The following is a 14,211-nucleotide window of genomic DNA, read 5'->3' as shown; positions in this document are numbered from 1 at the left end:
ATGCGGGTAATCCTATATATCATAGACAAAGAATTCAGGCAGATCTTTCGGAACAAGGGCATGCTGCCCATCATATTCATACTGCCGTTATTGCAATTGGTCATTCTTTCCAATGCGGCCACCTATGAGATCAACAACATTTCCTTTGGATACGTTGACAATGACCACACCCATACCTCCCGCGCCCTGATAGATAAGTTCCGTGCCTCCACCTTTTTTGATGTTTTCCAAGTATTCCCCCATCCAAAAGAAAGCGACCTGGCCATGTTACAAGGGGAGGTCGATGTGGTATTGACCATCCCCGAACATTTTGAACGGGATTTGTGGAAGGACAAAAATATCGATTTGGGAGTGACCATTAATGCCATTGACGGAGCTGCCGCAGGGGTTGAAAATGTCTATATCACCCAGATAATCAAAACATTCAACAAAAATCTGTCGGTAGACATGGTCCAGCTGTCAAATAACACGGTACGACCCGTTCTCATCGAGGGTATTCCACTATTTTGGTACAACAAGACCTTGAACTATAAAACCTTTATGGTACCCGGGATCTTGGTGCTGTTGGTGACCATGATCACCTTGTTCCTTTCGGGCATGAACATTGTCCGGGAAAAAGAAATGGGCACCTTGGAACAGATCAATGTCACCCCTATCAAAAAACACCACTTTATCATTGGGAAGCTTTTTCCTTTTTGGGTCATTGGCATGGGGCTGTTGACCATTGGGTTGGTAATGGCCAAACTCATTTTTGCCACACCCATGCTGGGAAGTCTGGCCCTCATGTACTTTTACACTTCCATTTACATACTAGTGATTTTGGGTATGGGTCTGTTCATTTCCAATTTTACGGATACCCAACAGCAGGCGATGTTCATCGCTTGGTTTTTTGTGGTCATTTTCATCTTGATGAGCGGTCTTTTCACCCCTATCGAGAGTATGCCCAAATGGGCCCAGTTCCTGACTGAATTCAACCCTATCAAATACTTTGTTGAAATCATGCGGATGGTCATGCTCAAAGGCTCAGGTCTTACCGATATTTTGCCCCAGCTCGTAAAAACAGCCCTTTATGCCGTGATCATGAATGCCATGGCCGTATGGAGCTATAAAAAAATCACTTGATGAATACACAAAACCATCCATTGCGACGATCGGAATCCAAATTTCTCAAGGGGCCCTTGTCCCGGTTCAAGGAGCTCGCCTTTACCTTTCGGGTGCAACGCAGTTTTATTAAGGCATTTCGGAAGATGCACTTTATGGGACCCTGTGTGACCGTGTTCGGGTCGGCCCGCTTTCAACCCGACAACCCATACTATGTCCAAGCGGAACAAGTGGGTGCCACGTTGGCCGATTTAGGGTTCACGGTTATGACCGGTGGAGGTCCTGGCATCATGGAAGCCGCCAACAAAGGAGCTTTTGAGGCAGGGGGATATTCCGTTGGCTGTAATATCATTCTCCCTTTTGAACAAAAACCCAATCCCTATCTGCATACGTGGATCGATATCCCCTATTTCTTTGTACGGAAATTCCTGTTGATGAAATACTCCTATGCTTTTGTGGTCATGCCCGGGGGGATTGGAACACTGGATGAACTTTTTGAGGCGCTCACCCTGATACAGACCAAAATGATACAGGATTTCCCTGTGGTCATATTTGGGTCGGACTACCACAGTGAGCTCTGCAACCACATTGAATTGATGGCAGCCAATGAGAGCATTGGATCAGCCGATATGGAACTGCTCTTTGTAACGGACTCCATTGAAGAAATGATGGAACATATCAAGACCCATGCGATCAAGAAGTTCAACCTGACCCGTAAACCCAAAAAACCAAAATGGTGGTTTGGGGAACCAAAGATCAAAGGAATCTTCAAAAGTATATCACCATGAAAACTAAGCAGGTTATCAGGACCATTACGTTGACCGGCTTGATCTTGTTCACAACCATTACCCTATTCCTCAGTGCTTCCATCCTATTGGATGTATTTGGAATAAGCGAACAACAAGGCCACTATGTTCCTCTGGTCATTTGGAGCAACTTCCTGAGCGGTTGCCTCTATACCCTAACCCTTATCGGATTGTTTTCCCATAAAAGATGGTCCATTATTCCAATGATATTGGCATTATTTATCCTAGTAGGCGCATTTATTGGTCTATTCACCCATATTTTGAATGGGGGTCAGTTTGAGAACAAAACCATTATTGCCCTGTTCCTGAGAATCATCCTTACCCTTTTCTTTGCCTTGGGCACTTATGTTACAACAAAACCACAGTTATGAAAAATATACTCATCATCAGTTTCACATCATTTGTACTGTCCACATTCATGACCTTTGATCGAGCACACTCCAATATGAACCCTTCCCTGACCGTAAACGTGGAAGGTTTGAAGAACTCAAGGGGCGTGGTACAATATGCACTGTACGATCGGGAAGGATCACTTCCCGATCAAAAGCTCAAAAAATACCATCAAATAAGGACGTCGTCCATATCCAATGGAAAGTCCTCCACAACCTTTTCTGACCTTACACCGGGGACCTATGCCATCAGTGTGCTACATGATGAGGACGAGGACGGAAAGATTGAAATGGGGTTGCTATTGCCCAAGGAGGGAATCGGCTTTTCCAATTTCGAAACGATCGGTCTGTCCAATCGTCCCAATTTCAGCAAGGCAAGTTTTGTCCTGGCCAAGGACAGTACCATCGTGGTGAACATGATCTATAAATAAATGCGGCTTTCCCTTCCCATATTGGTCATTTTTTGTTGTTGTTTCCAGGCCCTGCAAGGACAGGAAAAGGATTGGCCCGGTATGGAATTGGATAAGGTCGCTCTGGTCAACCAACGGGAAAGCTACATTACATTTCCCATGGACATCGGCAATTTGGAACCCTTGATGTTCGAGGCCAATGTCAGCCCCAGTTTTATCATACGGAAACGTATGGACTCCAAATTGATGGGGGTGTTGACCCCCCAGATCATCATCCGAATGTACAATGAGGTTTCCTATCCGGTAAAGACCCCTAGCTATATCCCTCAAATCGCCGTATATTATTTGGTGACAGAAGGTGGCACCGGCACTCGAATGACCTTATTTGGAAAACTGGCCCATCACTCCAATGGTCAAAATGGAAACTTTTACAACACAGATGGCAATATCAACTTGGAATCGGGAAACTTTGCCACTAATTATTTTGAACTGGGATTGATATCCATGTCTTTTGGCAGGGCCGCGAATGCGACAAAACTCTTCAAAACATCCCTGGAAATCCATCCAAAGAGCTGGATGCTTGAGGAGCTTCAAGGACAATATAGCAGATTGCGCTGGCACAACGCTTTTTATGCATACAAGCTACCGGTAAAAATGGGACCACGCGGTTCCGTCAAGGCGGACTTCTCCCTAAAATTGCAAGCCACTTGGTTCACGGATAACTTCAACGACTGGGATCCTTTCACTATCAAAAGATTGCATACACGATTGACCCTATACTACCATCCCAATTTTTTGGAGGACATTGGATTTTTTGTGGAATACTACCACGGCACGGATTATTACAACATCTATTTCCAACACCGTCTTGATATTGTCCGTTTTGGCATCATGACAGAGGTACTACGATTTTAAAGAAAAAAGTATGGAGAATAAGACTTTTAAGGTAAAGAAATATTCCGGGGAACTGGAGGATTTTTCAATCGCCAAACTGGAACGTTCCCTTCAAAAATGTGGGGCCGCACCGGAAGAGATAGCTGCAGTTGTAGCCCACATTGAGCCCTGGATCTATGATGGGATTTCGACCGATGAGATCCACAGAAGGGTATTTTCCTTTCTAAAAAAAGCGAACCGTGTACGGGCATCCCAGTACAGCCTAAAACGTGCCATCTTTGACCTTGGACCCACGGGCTATCCCTTTGAACGAATGGTCGGTGCCCTTCTAAGGCAAAAAGGGTACAAGACCAAGGTTGGTGTTGTCCTTAAGGGTGCATGTGTGGATCATGAGATAGACGTATTGGCAGAAAAACAGGGCAATGTCTACGCCATTGAATGCAAGTTCCATTCCGACTCCAAATTCTCAAGTAATGTCAAGATTCCCTTGTACATCAATTCCAGGTTTTTGGATGTCCAAAAAAAGTGGAACGCCGATCCGGGAAAAAGTACCCATTTAAAACAAGGTTGGCTGGTCACCAATACCCGTTTCACCACCGATGCCATCAACTATGGAAATTGTATCGGGTTGACGCTGTTAAGCTGGGACCATCCCAAGGACAACGGTATCCCAAAGCATGTGGACCGATTCGGACTCTATCCCATCACTGCGTTGACCACACTGTCCAAGCATGAAAAGCGCCAACTTCTAGATCGGGATGTCATCCTGACCCTGGAAATCGAACAAAGACCCGAAGTATTGCAATCATTACACCTTTCTTCCAGAAAAACCAAGAAGATATTGTCCGAGGTCCATCAATTGTGCCATTTGTGAACCAAGAATGAACGTTATGAAAAATACCGAATCAAAAGTAGATAAAACCTTGCCAAGGGATCAATGGATGGAAAAACTGAAAAAGTATGATTCCCGCGGGGTGCAGACTCTTTTCAGAACACTGTCCCGGAACCATTATAATCTTCTGAAAATGGTCGACAACAAGGCCAGAATCATGCTTACGGTCAATTCCATCATCTCCTCCCTCCTATTGGGAGCCCTGGTTCTTGTTCCGGCAAATGGGGAATTCACTATAACCATTGGAACCCGGATTTTGGTCATCTGTAGTCTACTCTCCATGATATTCGCTATTTTCAGCATGTTGCCCCATCGGTACATTGGAAAGGAATTCAGGGCCAGCAATTATAAGGGCACCCTCTATGCGGACAATTTTGCCAACCAATCCCTCGTTGAGTTCAAGGAAGAATTGAACCGCATAATGGAAAGTGGACAGAACACCTATGACGAAATGGTGGTCGATCTCTACTTCTTGGGCAAGGCCATAGCAAAAAAACAACGTTTGCTTTTTATATCATCCGGAATCCTTTTGATAGGTATATTAGCAACGATTGTATATTCGTTGATCACGGGCACTGTTATTTTGAACTGACAAGTCTATCCAAAAAATTCTAGTCGTTTGAACCACAGGCAAATCTAAATTTCCTTGGATACATCAACTGCCTGATCCAAGTTGCTTTTTAAATAAGCCGTACATGCCTTAAAGTCAATAAATATACGGTTCTCCGAGATCAATGAAGGTATTAACCGAACGCGTTCCATCATGTACCTGGGCTGCCCCAACAATCCAACAAACAGCACTTCGATTCCTGAATTTTTGAGATCGATCAATACATCCTCTAGGGTGTAGATTCCCGATTGGTCTAAATATTGCATACGATCCATGCGGATAATGACCGTTGATGCATTACGTGGAATCTGTTTGGCCAATTGCTGGAACTCACTGGTAAATCCAAAAAACAAGGGGCCTTTCAAATGCTTGATGAAAACTTCCTTTTTGAGATTTTTGGGAAAATTGCTTTCATCTGCCCATCCCTTTTCTTCCTTCAAGGTCTTTACATCCGAACGTTCGGCAGTAAGGTCTCCCATTTTTTTCATAAACATCAATGATGCCAATACCAAGCCAACACCAACTGCGTACACCAAGTTCCAAACAGTGGACAACACAATAACCACGAGCATGATGATCACTTCTGAACTAACCTTAAATGGGCCAATTTTAGTGTCCCTTGGTAGAAACGGAATGGCCTTGAGCCCCTTATAATCCATCACCCCAATTCCGACCGTTACCAAGATGCCCGCCAACACTGCTGCTGGAATTTTGGACGCCACTGGACCCAATGCCAACAACACCGTCAACAAGAGTACTCCGGCTACCATTCCAGATAATTTGGTTTTACCTCCCGCATTGATGTTCACCACAGTACGAATGGTGGCCCCTGCTCCAGGCAACCCACCAAAAAATGCCGCAATACTGTTTCCTATTCCCTGCCCGATCAATTCTTTGTTCGGCCTGTGCTGGGTTTTGGTCATATTGTCCGCGACCACCGAGGTCAACAAAGAGTCTATAGCCCCCAATAAAGCAAGTGTAAATGCCGTAAATACATACGGTGTTATGGAATCTAGCCTAAATTGCGTGAACATATCGAAGTGAATTATGGGAAAGCCTCCAGGTATCTGTTCGATGGGTCTATAGTCCAGTCCAAGACCATAAGCCACACCTGAAACGACCAATAAAGCTACAAGTGCACTGGGAAGGGACGCCGTTATTTTTTTAAACCCATAAATAATAACAATCGTGCCAAAGGCCAAGGCCAATTCGAGCCAATTGATATGTTGTAATGCCCTTGGAAGCATATTGATGGCACCCATGACACCAGAAGTATCCTTTCCTGCCAATGCCTTCGCCTCTTTCAAAATATTTTCCTCAGAAACTTCTTCAGATCGGTCGATGGTTTCTTGGAAGTCCTCGAGGGCAAGCATACTTTCCCTAGATTCCTCTTTAAGGATTTTTCTCAAAATTGATTCTTGGGCCATGGGCCTATACTGATCCACAAGTGCCAAATCCTCCTTGGGGTAATACCCCACCAAAGGCAAAATCTGGGTTGCAAGGATAATGATTCCTATGGCGGTCATAAAACCGGAAACAACAGGATAGGGAATATATCTGATATACTTTCCGATGCCTACAAGTCCCAATCCTATTTGGACAAGTCCCGCCATCAAAAAGACCATAAGTATTGCTGGCAAAGCTTTCTCAAAATCACCATCATTGAATGCCAGAATACTTGTTACCACGACCATACTGACAGCTGTCATAGGGGCCGTTGGTCCAGAAATCTGTGTATTGGTCCCTCCAAAAAGTGCCGCAAAAAAACTGATGAAGATGGCACCATAGAGTCCTGCACTGGGACCCATCCCAGAACTGACACCGAACGCCAACGCCAAAGGGAGGGCTACAATTCCCGCAGTGAGCCCACCAAAAATATCTCCTCGTAAATTGGAAAAAAAATTCTTCATGTTGTTTGTATGGGTTTTTAAATCCAAATCCGGTACTTTTTACGTCCAGATAACTACAACCAGACATTATTGAATTTTTGTACTAACGTACTACCGATCCTTGGGTGAGGGTGGCCAAGTAATGGCCAAGGTACTTTCAGAATGGACCATTGGCATTGGTGGCAATGGTCGTTCCCTCCCTGTTTCACCAACAAAAGGTGAAAACCGTATTCTTCATTAAATTTTAATTCTTACTTATTGATCATACAGGTTACCTTTCATGCCTTTCCAAAATTTTTGAAAGCAATATCGTCTTGATTTTGGTATAGGTCTTGATATGGTCCATATAACCATCCCTATTTTTCTCATGGGTGTTCAGATAATAGGCGTCACATTCCGTGGTATCACACTCAATGGCATTTATCATTGTCCTTTCATATCGATACAGGGTGCCCAGGCGAAGTTGGTTATCCCGCTGGATGGCCAAAAGACTTTGGTTTACGGCAGGGTTTCCCAATAGGCGTTTTTCCAATGGAATCAAGTATTGCAGTTCTTCATTGATCAACTCCATGGTTTCGGTCCAATTGGAAATTTCCAACTTATCCTTTTTAACTATGATTTGGCTTATCGATTCATGGAAATAGGGTCTGTTTACGGGTTTCATAGCACCATATTTATGTTTATGGGCTCATTCTCCTGCTCCACATTTTCAATGGTCAATTTTTGGTTGCCCGAAGGAAACTCCCACACCAGGGAATCCCCTTTGGCATATCCCATGACCGCAGCACCCATAGGGGTCAAGATTGAAATATGGTTGTTTTTTACATCCCTTCGGCTGGGAAGGACCAACTTAAATGTTTTGTTCCATCCATTCTCGGAAATGATGGTAACCACGGTATTGAACCGAATGACATCCTCCGGCATCTCAGCTTCGTCCAAAATCTTCGCTGTTTCCAATTCACCCACGAGCTTTTTCACGGAACTCCTGAGGGTATTGTCCTTATAGTATCCTGAAAGGTTCATCAACCTTTTTAAAAGGACATATTCTTTTTTTTCAATTACTAAATTTCCGTATTTCATCACTTTGCTTTTTAATTATTGTGGTTTCCATTACAATCCATGGGAACCTTAAATAGACCTTTTTTATGGGAAAATACCCCTTTGCAGATACGTTTCTTGAAGTCGATCGATGGCAATGATAAAGGCTGCAGTACGCATATCCACTTTTTTGGATTTAGCCTTGTGAACAACTTTGGTAAACGATTCCCTCATCTTTCTCTCCAGTTTTTCCAACACTTCATCCAAGTGCCAAATTTCTCCGTTACGATTTTGCAGCCATTCAAAATAACTTCCGATGACACCTCCAGAGTTACAGAGGATATCAGGTATAATGTCCACCCCCCGTTTCAACAGGATTTCTTCGGCCTTTACATCTGTCGGTCCATTGGCTCCTTCAGCAATCAAACTGGCTTTTATCATTGGGGCATTTTCCACGGTGATCTGGTTTCCCAACGCAGCCGGTATACAGATATCACAGTCCAGATTGAAAAAATCAGCATTATCAATTGTCGTTGCACCGCTAAAACCAAGGATGCTTCCTTTATTGGCCTTTGCATAATCCAGGAGTTTTTCCGTTGAGATACCATCCTCATTGTAAATACTTCCATACGCATCCTGAACAGCGGTTAGGACCGCTCCCTCCTTTTCCAAAAAGTGTGCGGCCCAATAGCCCACATTACCAAAACCTTGTACAATGAACCTTTTATTTTTCAAATCGACCTTTTTGTTTTCTGCCCAAAATTTAATGGTGAGGAACACCCCGTAACCGGTCGCCCTGTCCCTGCCTTCGGAGCCTCCTGCCCCTATGGGTTTTCCAGTGACCACATGCAGGTTCTTTGAACGTTCATTGGGAGATTTGGTGGACATATACGTGTCCAAGATCCAGGCCATGGTCTGTGGATTGGTGTTCACATCCGGTGCTGGGATATCCAATTCTGGGCCGATATTGTCCCCTAGAGCATAGGTGAACCTTCTGGTGATACGCTGTAGCTCATCCTGTGAAAATTTTGTAGGGTCCAACTGAATGCCCCCTTTGGCCCCCCCATAGGGCAATCCTGCCAATGCGGTCTTCCAGGTCATCCACATGGCCAGTGCCCGCGCAGCATCAATGTCCACTGTAGGATGGTAACGAAGTCCTCCCTTATAGGGGCCCAGGGCATTGTTGTGCTGAACCCGATACCCCGTGAATATTTCCACTTCACCGTTATCCATGCGGACCGGGAAATGGACAATGAACTCGTTGTTCGTCACTTCAAGGATCTTACGGATGTTCTTGTTTAGTTCAATAATGTCCGCTGCATTGTTGAACTGTCTCATGACATTGTCCAACATACCTTGTTTCAGTTGTTTTTTTTCCGATGTTATCGTTGTTGTCATTGTATAAAATTTTGGTTGCACTAGGTGTGCTTAATTACTCATCATTTCGTTTGTGACCATTATAGCCGGTCCTTCGCTTTCATCAAGTCGATGGACGTATTCATTACATAATTGGATATTGGTCCTGTCCGTACTCAAGGAACAATAGGCCACATGCCTGCACGTTGAGCATAGGCTCCGTACTAATTCTTTCATGGATTCTTTAATTTTATTAATTGAGATTAGGGTATTAATTCCAATGCACGGGGTTTAGCACCTTTACCGGATAGAACGCCAGTACCAAAATCGATATTCCGATGATGACCAGAAATACCACTTCCAAATTGGACAACATCCTATTGACCTCCAAGGTTTTTTCTGATAGCTGGGTCAGCATGTCACTTTGTTCCAATTGGATTTCCTCAAGGCCATCCAAGGTTTGTCTTATTTGTGCCAATTGTGGCAATACTTTTGCTTCGGCCAACGGTTTCCCTTCTTTTGATGCATTGGTTGTCCCACTGGGTTCCAAATCGGAAAATTGATGGTCCAATCGCTCTAGCAGCCTGGCCTCGTCCCGTGTCAACTTGGTTCTGGAAAAATCAGCCAACAAAGCTTTGATTTTTTCAGACCTTTCAGTACCCTGCACATACTCACCTTTCAAGACTGCCACTTCCATCTCATGGGCCATATCCTGTAATTGATAGATATAATCCTGCACCACTATGCGATCATCATAAATGGATTTGACCGATGCTTGTATTGTGGAAAAATATTTCCGGTCCAACAGGTTGGAGCCCAGTACCAACAAAAAAGCGGTGGCCAGGACCAGACCGACCAATATTCGTTGTTTTATTGAAAATTTAGTTTTCATGTTTTAATCATTTAGGTATTACATCAAAGAATTATCCTCTGGATCGAAAATCCACCCGGCCACTACCTTGTTGAGCAAATAACAATTCTGGAAAACCGGGTGGACATCATCAACTAACCACCAATCATAAATCAACTATAAGGTTTGGAGCTCTCCGGACTCCATTGCCCCAAAAAAGTCGACGGCCACTATGCTATGACTGCCAAAGAACCTGTTACCATCAACTCGTTTGATCTTGATCTTTGTGGATCCATCCTTTTTTTCTTTGACGGAAGTCACCACCACTTTTTCCCCTTCCACACGTTTATAGTTTGCGATCCCCCCTCTTTTGATGATAAAGTTCGCTTTGGGGAAGTCAATATACTTGTACTTGTTCGTTTCAGGTTTCCCCGATTTCGAATACATCCCCGACTTTGACATCAGTGCTCATTTGGGATGCATTGATTTGTGCATTCAACAGGTTCACAGAGAATAAAAAAGCAATTATACATTTAATCATAATCAACATATTTAGAGTTGAGAAATCCACTTATTGTCCCCATCTGAAATGTAGAGCTCGACTTTTTGCCTAGCCTGCTCCACTTTTTCAATCTCAAAAGATATCTTGTTACCGGGAAGGCCATAGATTATCCGGTCTCCTTTAGAGAAACCGATTATCGAAGCGCCCAAACTACTGACCACAGAGATTTGATCGCCTTTAACATTGGCCTTATCAGGTGTTACCAGTCGAAAGGAATCTCGCTGGCCCAATGAACCGACAATCGTAACCTTTGAATAAATTCGAACAACATCAGGTGGCATATAGCCCGCATCCAGCACTATGGCCTTGTTCAAATTCAGGTCCAGTGTTTCCAATACATTTTTATGGGCATAATCCTCCCATGTAAGATTCTGTCTTATGAACTTTTTGGTCACCAAAAAGTCATGCTTTTCCAAAACAAGATTACCGTATTTCATAAGCCTCCAAAATAATACCAACCGCTACTGGTCAGAATTTGAAACATTTGATAATCTATTTGGCAAAGCCCATGCCCAATAAATAAATTAAAGGAGAGTTACTGATAAATCGTTGATTATCAGAGTAAAAATGAAAATTAAATATTTTGGTGAAAAAAATGGAACGGGAGAAATATCACCGGTCGGTTAAATTTTAACCAGTTCAATCCAGCTTATCCCGTAATGTTTTCCGGTCTATCTGCAAAATTTCCGCAGCCTTGGTCTTGTTTCCCTGAGTATGTGAAAGTACTCTTTTGACGTATTCTTTTTCCATCTCCCTAAGGGGCAAAAAGTCTTTTTCGGGAAAATCAATCTGGAATTTCAAGAATCCCGGAAGGTCTTTGATCCCTATCTGCCCATCAGACATGATTACCATGCGCTGTACAATGTTTTCAAGTTCCCGGATATTACCTGGCCAGTGATAGCGTTCCAGAACCTTTAACGCTTCAGGGCTCATACCCAAAAGGCGGTCCTTGTACTCAACACCATATTTTTGGAGAAACTTCCCTACTAACAATGGAATATCTGATTTTCTCTCCCGAAGGGGCGGAACATTGATTTCCACAACGGTTAGACGATAATACAGGTCTTCCCGAAAGTTTTTGTTTTTAATTTCTTCCAACAGGTCCGCATTGGTTGCCGCAACAATACGGATTTCCACCCTTTCCGGTTTTCGGGACCCTACCTTGGTGATTTCCTTTTCCTGCAATGCCCGCAACAACTTGGTCTGTACCGCCAAACTGGCCGACCCGATTTCATCCAAAAAAAGTGTCCCACCTTCCGCAGCCTGAAAGAACCCGTTACGGTTTTCATTGGCTCCCGTGAAGGCCCCCTTTACATAGCCAAAAAGTTCCGCTTCTTGAAGGTTTTCCGGGATGGCTCCGCAATTGACCGCAATGAAGGGCCCTTTGGAAAATTTACCAGAATAATGGATGGCCCTTGCCACCAGTTCCTTTCCAGTACCACTTTCCCCTTTGATAAGAACAGTGGCCCTATTGTCCCTTACCCTCTCTATGATATTGAGAATATCCTGAAAAGCGCTCGAACTACCGACCATTCCTTTCAACATAGTACCGCTTGTATGGGATTCGACACGTTTCTTTTCCAGTTCCATATGTTTCCTCCCATCGGTAAAAGCTTTTTCCACGGACTGCCTAAGTTCCTCTTTTGTAAAGGGTTTGGTCAAATAGTCGATTGCGCCGGATTTGATGACTTCCAAAGCCCCGTCGACTGAGGGATAGCCCGTAACCACCAATTTTGGCATTTTGGGAAAGTGTTCATTCACATACTTTAACAACTGTAGCCCATCCACTTCGGGCATTTGGATATCGGTGATCAACAAATCGATGGGACTGTCATTTAAAATATACAGTGCTTCCTTCACCGATATGGCTTTATATATATGGTAGTCCAAAGCTTTCAATTGTCTGGATAGAAGCTCCAAGATATGGATATCATCATCAACAACCAGTATGTTCTCTTTGTGCAATGCCATATCTAAATTTTGGGAAACTCAAGGGTAAAGATAGTACCTTTGGGAGTATTGGGCCGGTGTGAAATCGTTCCTTTGTAGCTGCGTACGATACCGTGTACAACACTCAATCCCAATCCCGTACCCTCTCCCGTTGGTTTTGTCGTATAAAAGGGTTCGAAAATTTTGTCCGCATGTTCTGACGTTATGCCCTGTCCCTCATCAGAAATACGGATAACGGTTGTGCCCTGCCCCTCATCCAGCCCAATATGTATGGTTCCTTTTAATGGGGAGAAATAGGCAGCATTCATAATAAGGTTGAACAATACTTGGATCAATTGGACAGTATTGGCACGTATTTCGAGATGATCATGGGCAAACGATTTGATAACTTTCAACTGTTTGTCCTGGAGGGACGGGGCCAGCAACCGCAAAACGTTTTCCACAACGGCATTCAGTTGGATTAGTTCCATCTCCTGCGGCATCTCACAAGTAAAGAACATCAGCTTTTTTACGATTTCCCGACTAAATATGGCATTATCTATAATCTTCTGGAGGTCTCTCTTTGTGGGCTCGTCACCGGTATTATCTATGAGCAATTCGGCAAAACCCAAAATATTGGCCAAAGGGGTATTGAGTTCATGTGCAATTCCAGCGGTTATCTCTCCCATGATGTGGAAACGATCGGCACGTTCCATTTGTCTTTTCGTTTCCTCTTCCGAATCACGGATCTGCTTTCGCTCCATCAAGTTGCCAATCGCCAAACTGACATTATTGAGCAAGGTTTTTTCCTCATCCAAAAAATCCGTTGTCTTGTAATCACCGGAAGGATACCCTACGTTTATATGCCCCTCCACCTTGTTGAATATCTTGACATCAGAAGAATGGGATACCATGCCTTTTCTATAGTTCTCGGTCTGAATCTGGTATTCGCCAATCGATATGTGGACCGCCGCAGCCTCTGAATACTGCCAACCCCGCTTCAAACAATGGGCAATGGCCCCAAGAGAGGTCTCCAGTTCATCATAGTTTGAATTTACAATAATGGAGGTAACTTCATAAAGACAGGTCAGTTCCTTGACACGTTCCTTTAATTTTTGTTCTGTGTTCCTCATAAAGCTTTATATCATTTTCCCAAACAAAAAATGGTTTCAGGACCATTGCGGCCGGAATACCAAAACGGGGGAAAGTTCAAATAATCAATTTGTCAACTTGTCGGTCAAAAATACGGTAAGACCATAAATGGGCACAGTACCCCCTATGAAATGGGCATCCATATATTTAGCCGACCATCCTGTTCTCTCATATCTAAAACGAAAATATGCAAAAAAAAGACTTTTTTATCCTCTTAAGCCTGTTTTGGAACTTTTAGCCCAGCCTACCTACGATTGCATGGGGTCATTAATGTCGTTTATTCAATTAAAATATCTGGATATTGGTTTTTTTAATCAATGGCTGAAAAAAAAT

Annotated in this window: 18 protein-coding genes; 8 read left to right on the top strand and 10 right to left on the bottom strand. The window is 43.6% G+C overall.

Features of this window, described 5'->3' with window-relative positions:
* From A7D14_RS17585 to A7D14_RS17555, 7 genes are read left to right on the top strand one after another with little or no spacing between them, the layout of a single operon-like run.
* Entirely contained in the window at window positions 1-1,122 is a 1,122-nt protein-coding gene (locus tag A7D14_RS17585; protein ID WP_067037501.1) for an ABC transporter permease, read from the top strand.
* Window positions 1,122-1,889: a TIGR00730 family Rossman fold protein gene (locus A7D14_RS17580; RefSeq protein ID WP_067037499.1), complete on the top strand. Its 768-nt coding sequence runs from the start codon at window positions 1,122-1,124 to the stop codon at window positions 1,887-1,889. Before A7D14_RS17585 ends, A7D14_RS17580 begins: the two co-directional genes overlap by 1 nt.
* Window positions 1,886-2,278 carry a hypothetical protein gene (locus tag A7D14_RS17575; protein ID WP_067037497.1) on the top strand — a complete coding sequence of 131 codons (393 nt, stop codon included), beginning with the start codon at window positions 1,886-1,888 and terminating at the stop codon, window positions 2,276-2,278. The genes A7D14_RS17580 and A7D14_RS17575 overlap by 4 nt, the downstream gene beginning before the upstream one ends.
* Window positions 2,275-2,727, top strand: a complete 453-nt coding sequence (locus A7D14_RS17570) for a DUF2141 domain-containing protein (protein WP_067037495.1) — start codon at window positions 2,275-2,277, stop codon at window positions 2,725-2,727. The genes A7D14_RS17575 and A7D14_RS17570 overlap by 4 nt, the downstream gene beginning before the upstream one ends.
* A complete protein-coding gene (locus tag A7D14_RS17565) occupies window positions 2,728-3,621 on the top strand; it encodes a hypothetical protein (RefSeq protein ID WP_067037494.1) in 894 nt (297 codons plus the stop codon).
* A gap of 10 nt (window positions 3,622-3,631) precedes the next feature.
* Complete coding sequence (locus A7D14_RS17560; protein ID WP_067037492.1) at window positions 3,632-4,474, top strand: restriction endonuclease; 843 nt, start codon at window positions 3,632-3,634, stop codon at window positions 4,472-4,474.
* Window positions 4,475-4,490: 16 nt separating this feature from the next.
* Window positions 4,491-5,084: a Pycsar system effector family protein gene (locus tag A7D14_RS17555; RefSeq protein ID WP_067037489.1), complete on the top strand. Its 594-nt coding sequence runs from the start codon at window positions 4,491-4,493 to the stop codon at window positions 5,082-5,084.
* A 44-nt stretch (window positions 5,085-5,128) separates the two neighbouring features.
* On the opposite strand, the gene A7D14_RS17550 is transcribed toward A7D14_RS17555, so the two are convergent.
* From A7D14_RS17550 to A7D14_RS17510, 10 genes are all read right to left on the bottom strand, one after another.
* The gene (locus A7D14_RS17550) at window positions 5,129-7,012 is read right to left on the bottom strand and encodes a SulP family inorganic anion transporter (RefSeq protein ID WP_067037488.1); all 1,884 of its coding nucleotides are present in this window, start codon (window positions 7,010-7,012) and stop codon (window positions 5,129-5,131) included.
* 250 nt (window positions 7,013-7,262) lie between these two features.
* The gene (locus tag A7D14_RS17545; RefSeq protein ID WP_067037486.1) at window positions 7,263-7,655 is read right to left on the bottom strand and encodes a hypothetical protein; all 393 of its coding nucleotides are present in this window, start codon (window positions 7,653-7,655) and stop codon (window positions 7,263-7,265) included.
* A complete protein-coding gene (locus A7D14_RS17540) occupies window positions 7,652-8,071 on the bottom strand; it encodes a GreA/GreB family elongation factor (protein ID WP_067037484.1) in 420 nt (139 codons plus the stop codon). The genes A7D14_RS17545 and A7D14_RS17540 overlap by 4 nt, the downstream gene beginning before the upstream one ends.
* Window positions 8,072-8,134: 63 nt before the next feature.
* The gene (locus A7D14_RS17535; protein ID WP_067037482.1) at window positions 8,135-9,427 is read right to left on the bottom strand and encodes a Glu/Leu/Phe/Val family dehydrogenase; all 1,293 of its coding nucleotides are present in this window, start codon (window positions 9,425-9,427) and stop codon (window positions 8,135-8,137) included.
* 30 nt (window positions 9,428-9,457) lie between these two features.
* On the bottom strand, window positions 9,458-9,622 hold the full coding sequence (locus tag A7D14_RS20140; protein ID WP_176712445.1) for a hypothetical protein: 165 nt from the start codon (window positions 9,620-9,622) through the stop codon (window positions 9,458-9,460).
* Window positions 9,623-9,656: 34 nt separating this feature from the next.
* Window positions 9,657-10,277 carry an MCP four helix bundle domain-containing protein gene (locus tag A7D14_RS17530; protein WP_067037480.1) on the bottom strand — a complete coding sequence of 207 codons (621 nt, stop codon included), beginning with the start codon at window positions 10,275-10,277 and terminating at the stop codon, window positions 9,657-9,659.
* 135 nt (window positions 10,278-10,412) lie between these two features.
* Complete coding sequence (locus tag A7D14_RS17525; RefSeq protein WP_255307487.1) at window positions 10,413-10,697, bottom strand: hypothetical protein; 285 nt, start codon at window positions 10,695-10,697, stop codon at window positions 10,413-10,415.
* A 90-nt stretch (window positions 10,698-10,787) separates the two neighbouring features.
* Window positions 10,788-11,234, bottom strand: a complete 447-nt coding sequence (locus tag A7D14_RS17520; RefSeq protein WP_067037478.1) for a GreA/GreB family elongation factor — start codon at window positions 11,232-11,234, stop codon at window positions 10,788-10,790.
* Between the two features lie 202 nt (window positions 11,235-11,436).
* Window positions 11,437-12,768, bottom strand: a complete 1,332-nt coding sequence (locus A7D14_RS17515; protein ID WP_067037476.1) for a sigma-54-dependent transcriptional regulator — start codon at window positions 12,766-12,768, stop codon at window positions 11,437-11,439.
* A 2-nt stretch (window positions 12,769-12,770) separates the two neighbouring features.
* Window positions 12,771-13,859, bottom strand: coding sequence for a sensor histidine kinase (locus A7D14_RS17510; RefSeq protein WP_067037474.1), 1,089 nt, complete (start codon window positions 13,857-13,859; stop codon window positions 12,771-12,773).
* Between the two features lie 145 nt (window positions 13,860-14,004).
* On the opposite strand from A7D14_RS17510, the gene A7D14_RS20270 reads away from it, so the two are divergent.
* On the top strand, window positions 14,005-14,211 hold a 207-nt coding region (locus A7D14_RS20270), incomplete at its 3' end, for a hypothetical protein (RefSeq protein ID WP_218058553.1).

It is taken from the genome of Allomuricauda sp. CP2A, assembly GCF_001683915.1.
GTDB lineage: Bacteria > Bacteroidota > Bacteroidia > Flavobacteriales > Flavobacteriaceae > Flagellimonas.
Note: the sequence above shows the minus strand (reverse complement) of the source record. Positions and strands in the feature narration are given on the sequence as shown.

What these genes read in the sequence shown, in the direction of transcription:
- A7D14_RS17585 (WP_067037501.1), top strand. Translation starts at nt 1, where the DNA reads ATGCGGGTAATCCTATATATCATAGACAAAGAATTCAGGCAGATCTTT.
- A7D14_RS17580 (WP_067037499.1), top strand. Translation starts at nt 1,122, where the DNA reads ATGAATACACAAAACCATCCATTGCGACGATCGGAATCCAAATTTCTC.
- A7D14_RS17575 (WP_067037497.1), top strand. Translation starts at nt 1,886, where the DNA reads ATGAAAACTAAGCAGGTTATCAGGACCATTACGTTGACCGGCTTGATC.
- A7D14_RS17570 (WP_067037495.1), top strand. Translation starts at nt 2,275, where the DNA reads ATGAAAAATATACTCATCATCAGTTTCACATCATTTGTACTGTCCACA.
- A7D14_RS17565 (WP_067037494.1), top strand. Translation starts at nt 2,728, where the DNA reads ATGCGGCTTTCCCTTCCCATATTGGTCATTTTTTGTTGTTGTTTCCAG.
- A7D14_RS17560 (WP_067037492.1), top strand. Translation starts at nt 3,632, where the DNA reads ATGGAGAATAAGACTTTTAAGGTAAAGAAATATTCCGGGGAACTGGAG.
- A7D14_RS17555 (WP_067037489.1), top strand. Translation starts at nt 4,491, where the DNA reads ATGAAAAATACCGAATCAAAAGTAGATAAAACCTTGCCAAGGGATCAA.
- A7D14_RS17550 (WP_067037488.1), bottom strand. Translation starts at nt 7,012, where the DNA reads ATGAAGAATTTTTTTTCCAATTTACGAGGAGATATTTTTGGTGGGCTC.
- A7D14_RS17545 (WP_067037486.1), bottom strand. Translation starts at nt 7,655, where the DNA reads ATGAAACCCGTAAACAGACCCTATTTCCATGAATCGATAAGCCAAATC.
- A7D14_RS17540 (WP_067037484.1), bottom strand. Translation starts at nt 8,071, where the DNA reads ATGAAATACGGAAATTTAGTAATTGAAAAAAAAGAATATGTCCTTTTA.
- A7D14_RS17535 (WP_067037482.1), bottom strand. Translation starts at nt 9,427, where the DNA reads ATGACAACAACGATAACATCGGAAAAAAAACAACTGAAACAAGGTATG.
- A7D14_RS20140 (WP_176712445.1), bottom strand. Translation starts at nt 9,622, where the DNA reads ATGAAAGAATTAGTACGGAGCCTATGCTCAACGTGCAGGCATGTGGCC.
- A7D14_RS17530 (WP_067037480.1), bottom strand. Translation starts at nt 10,277, where the DNA reads ATGAAAACTAAATTTTCAATAAAACAACGAATATTGGTCGGTCTGGTC.
- A7D14_RS17525 (WP_255307487.1), bottom strand. Translation starts at nt 10,697, where the DNA reads ATGTCAAAGTCGGGGATGTATTCGAAATCGGGGAAACCTGAAACGAAC.
- A7D14_RS17520 (WP_067037478.1), bottom strand. Translation starts at nt 11,234, where the DNA reads ATGAAATACGGTAATCTTGTTTTGGAAAAGCATGACTTTTTGGTGACC.
- A7D14_RS17515 (WP_067037476.1), bottom strand. Translation starts at nt 12,768, where the DNA reads ATGGCATTGCACAAAGAGAACATACTGGTTGTTGATGATGATATCCAT.
- A7D14_RS17510 (WP_067037474.1), bottom strand. Translation starts at nt 13,859, where the DNA reads ATGAGGAACACAGAACAAAAATTAAAGGAACGTGTCAAGGAACTGACC.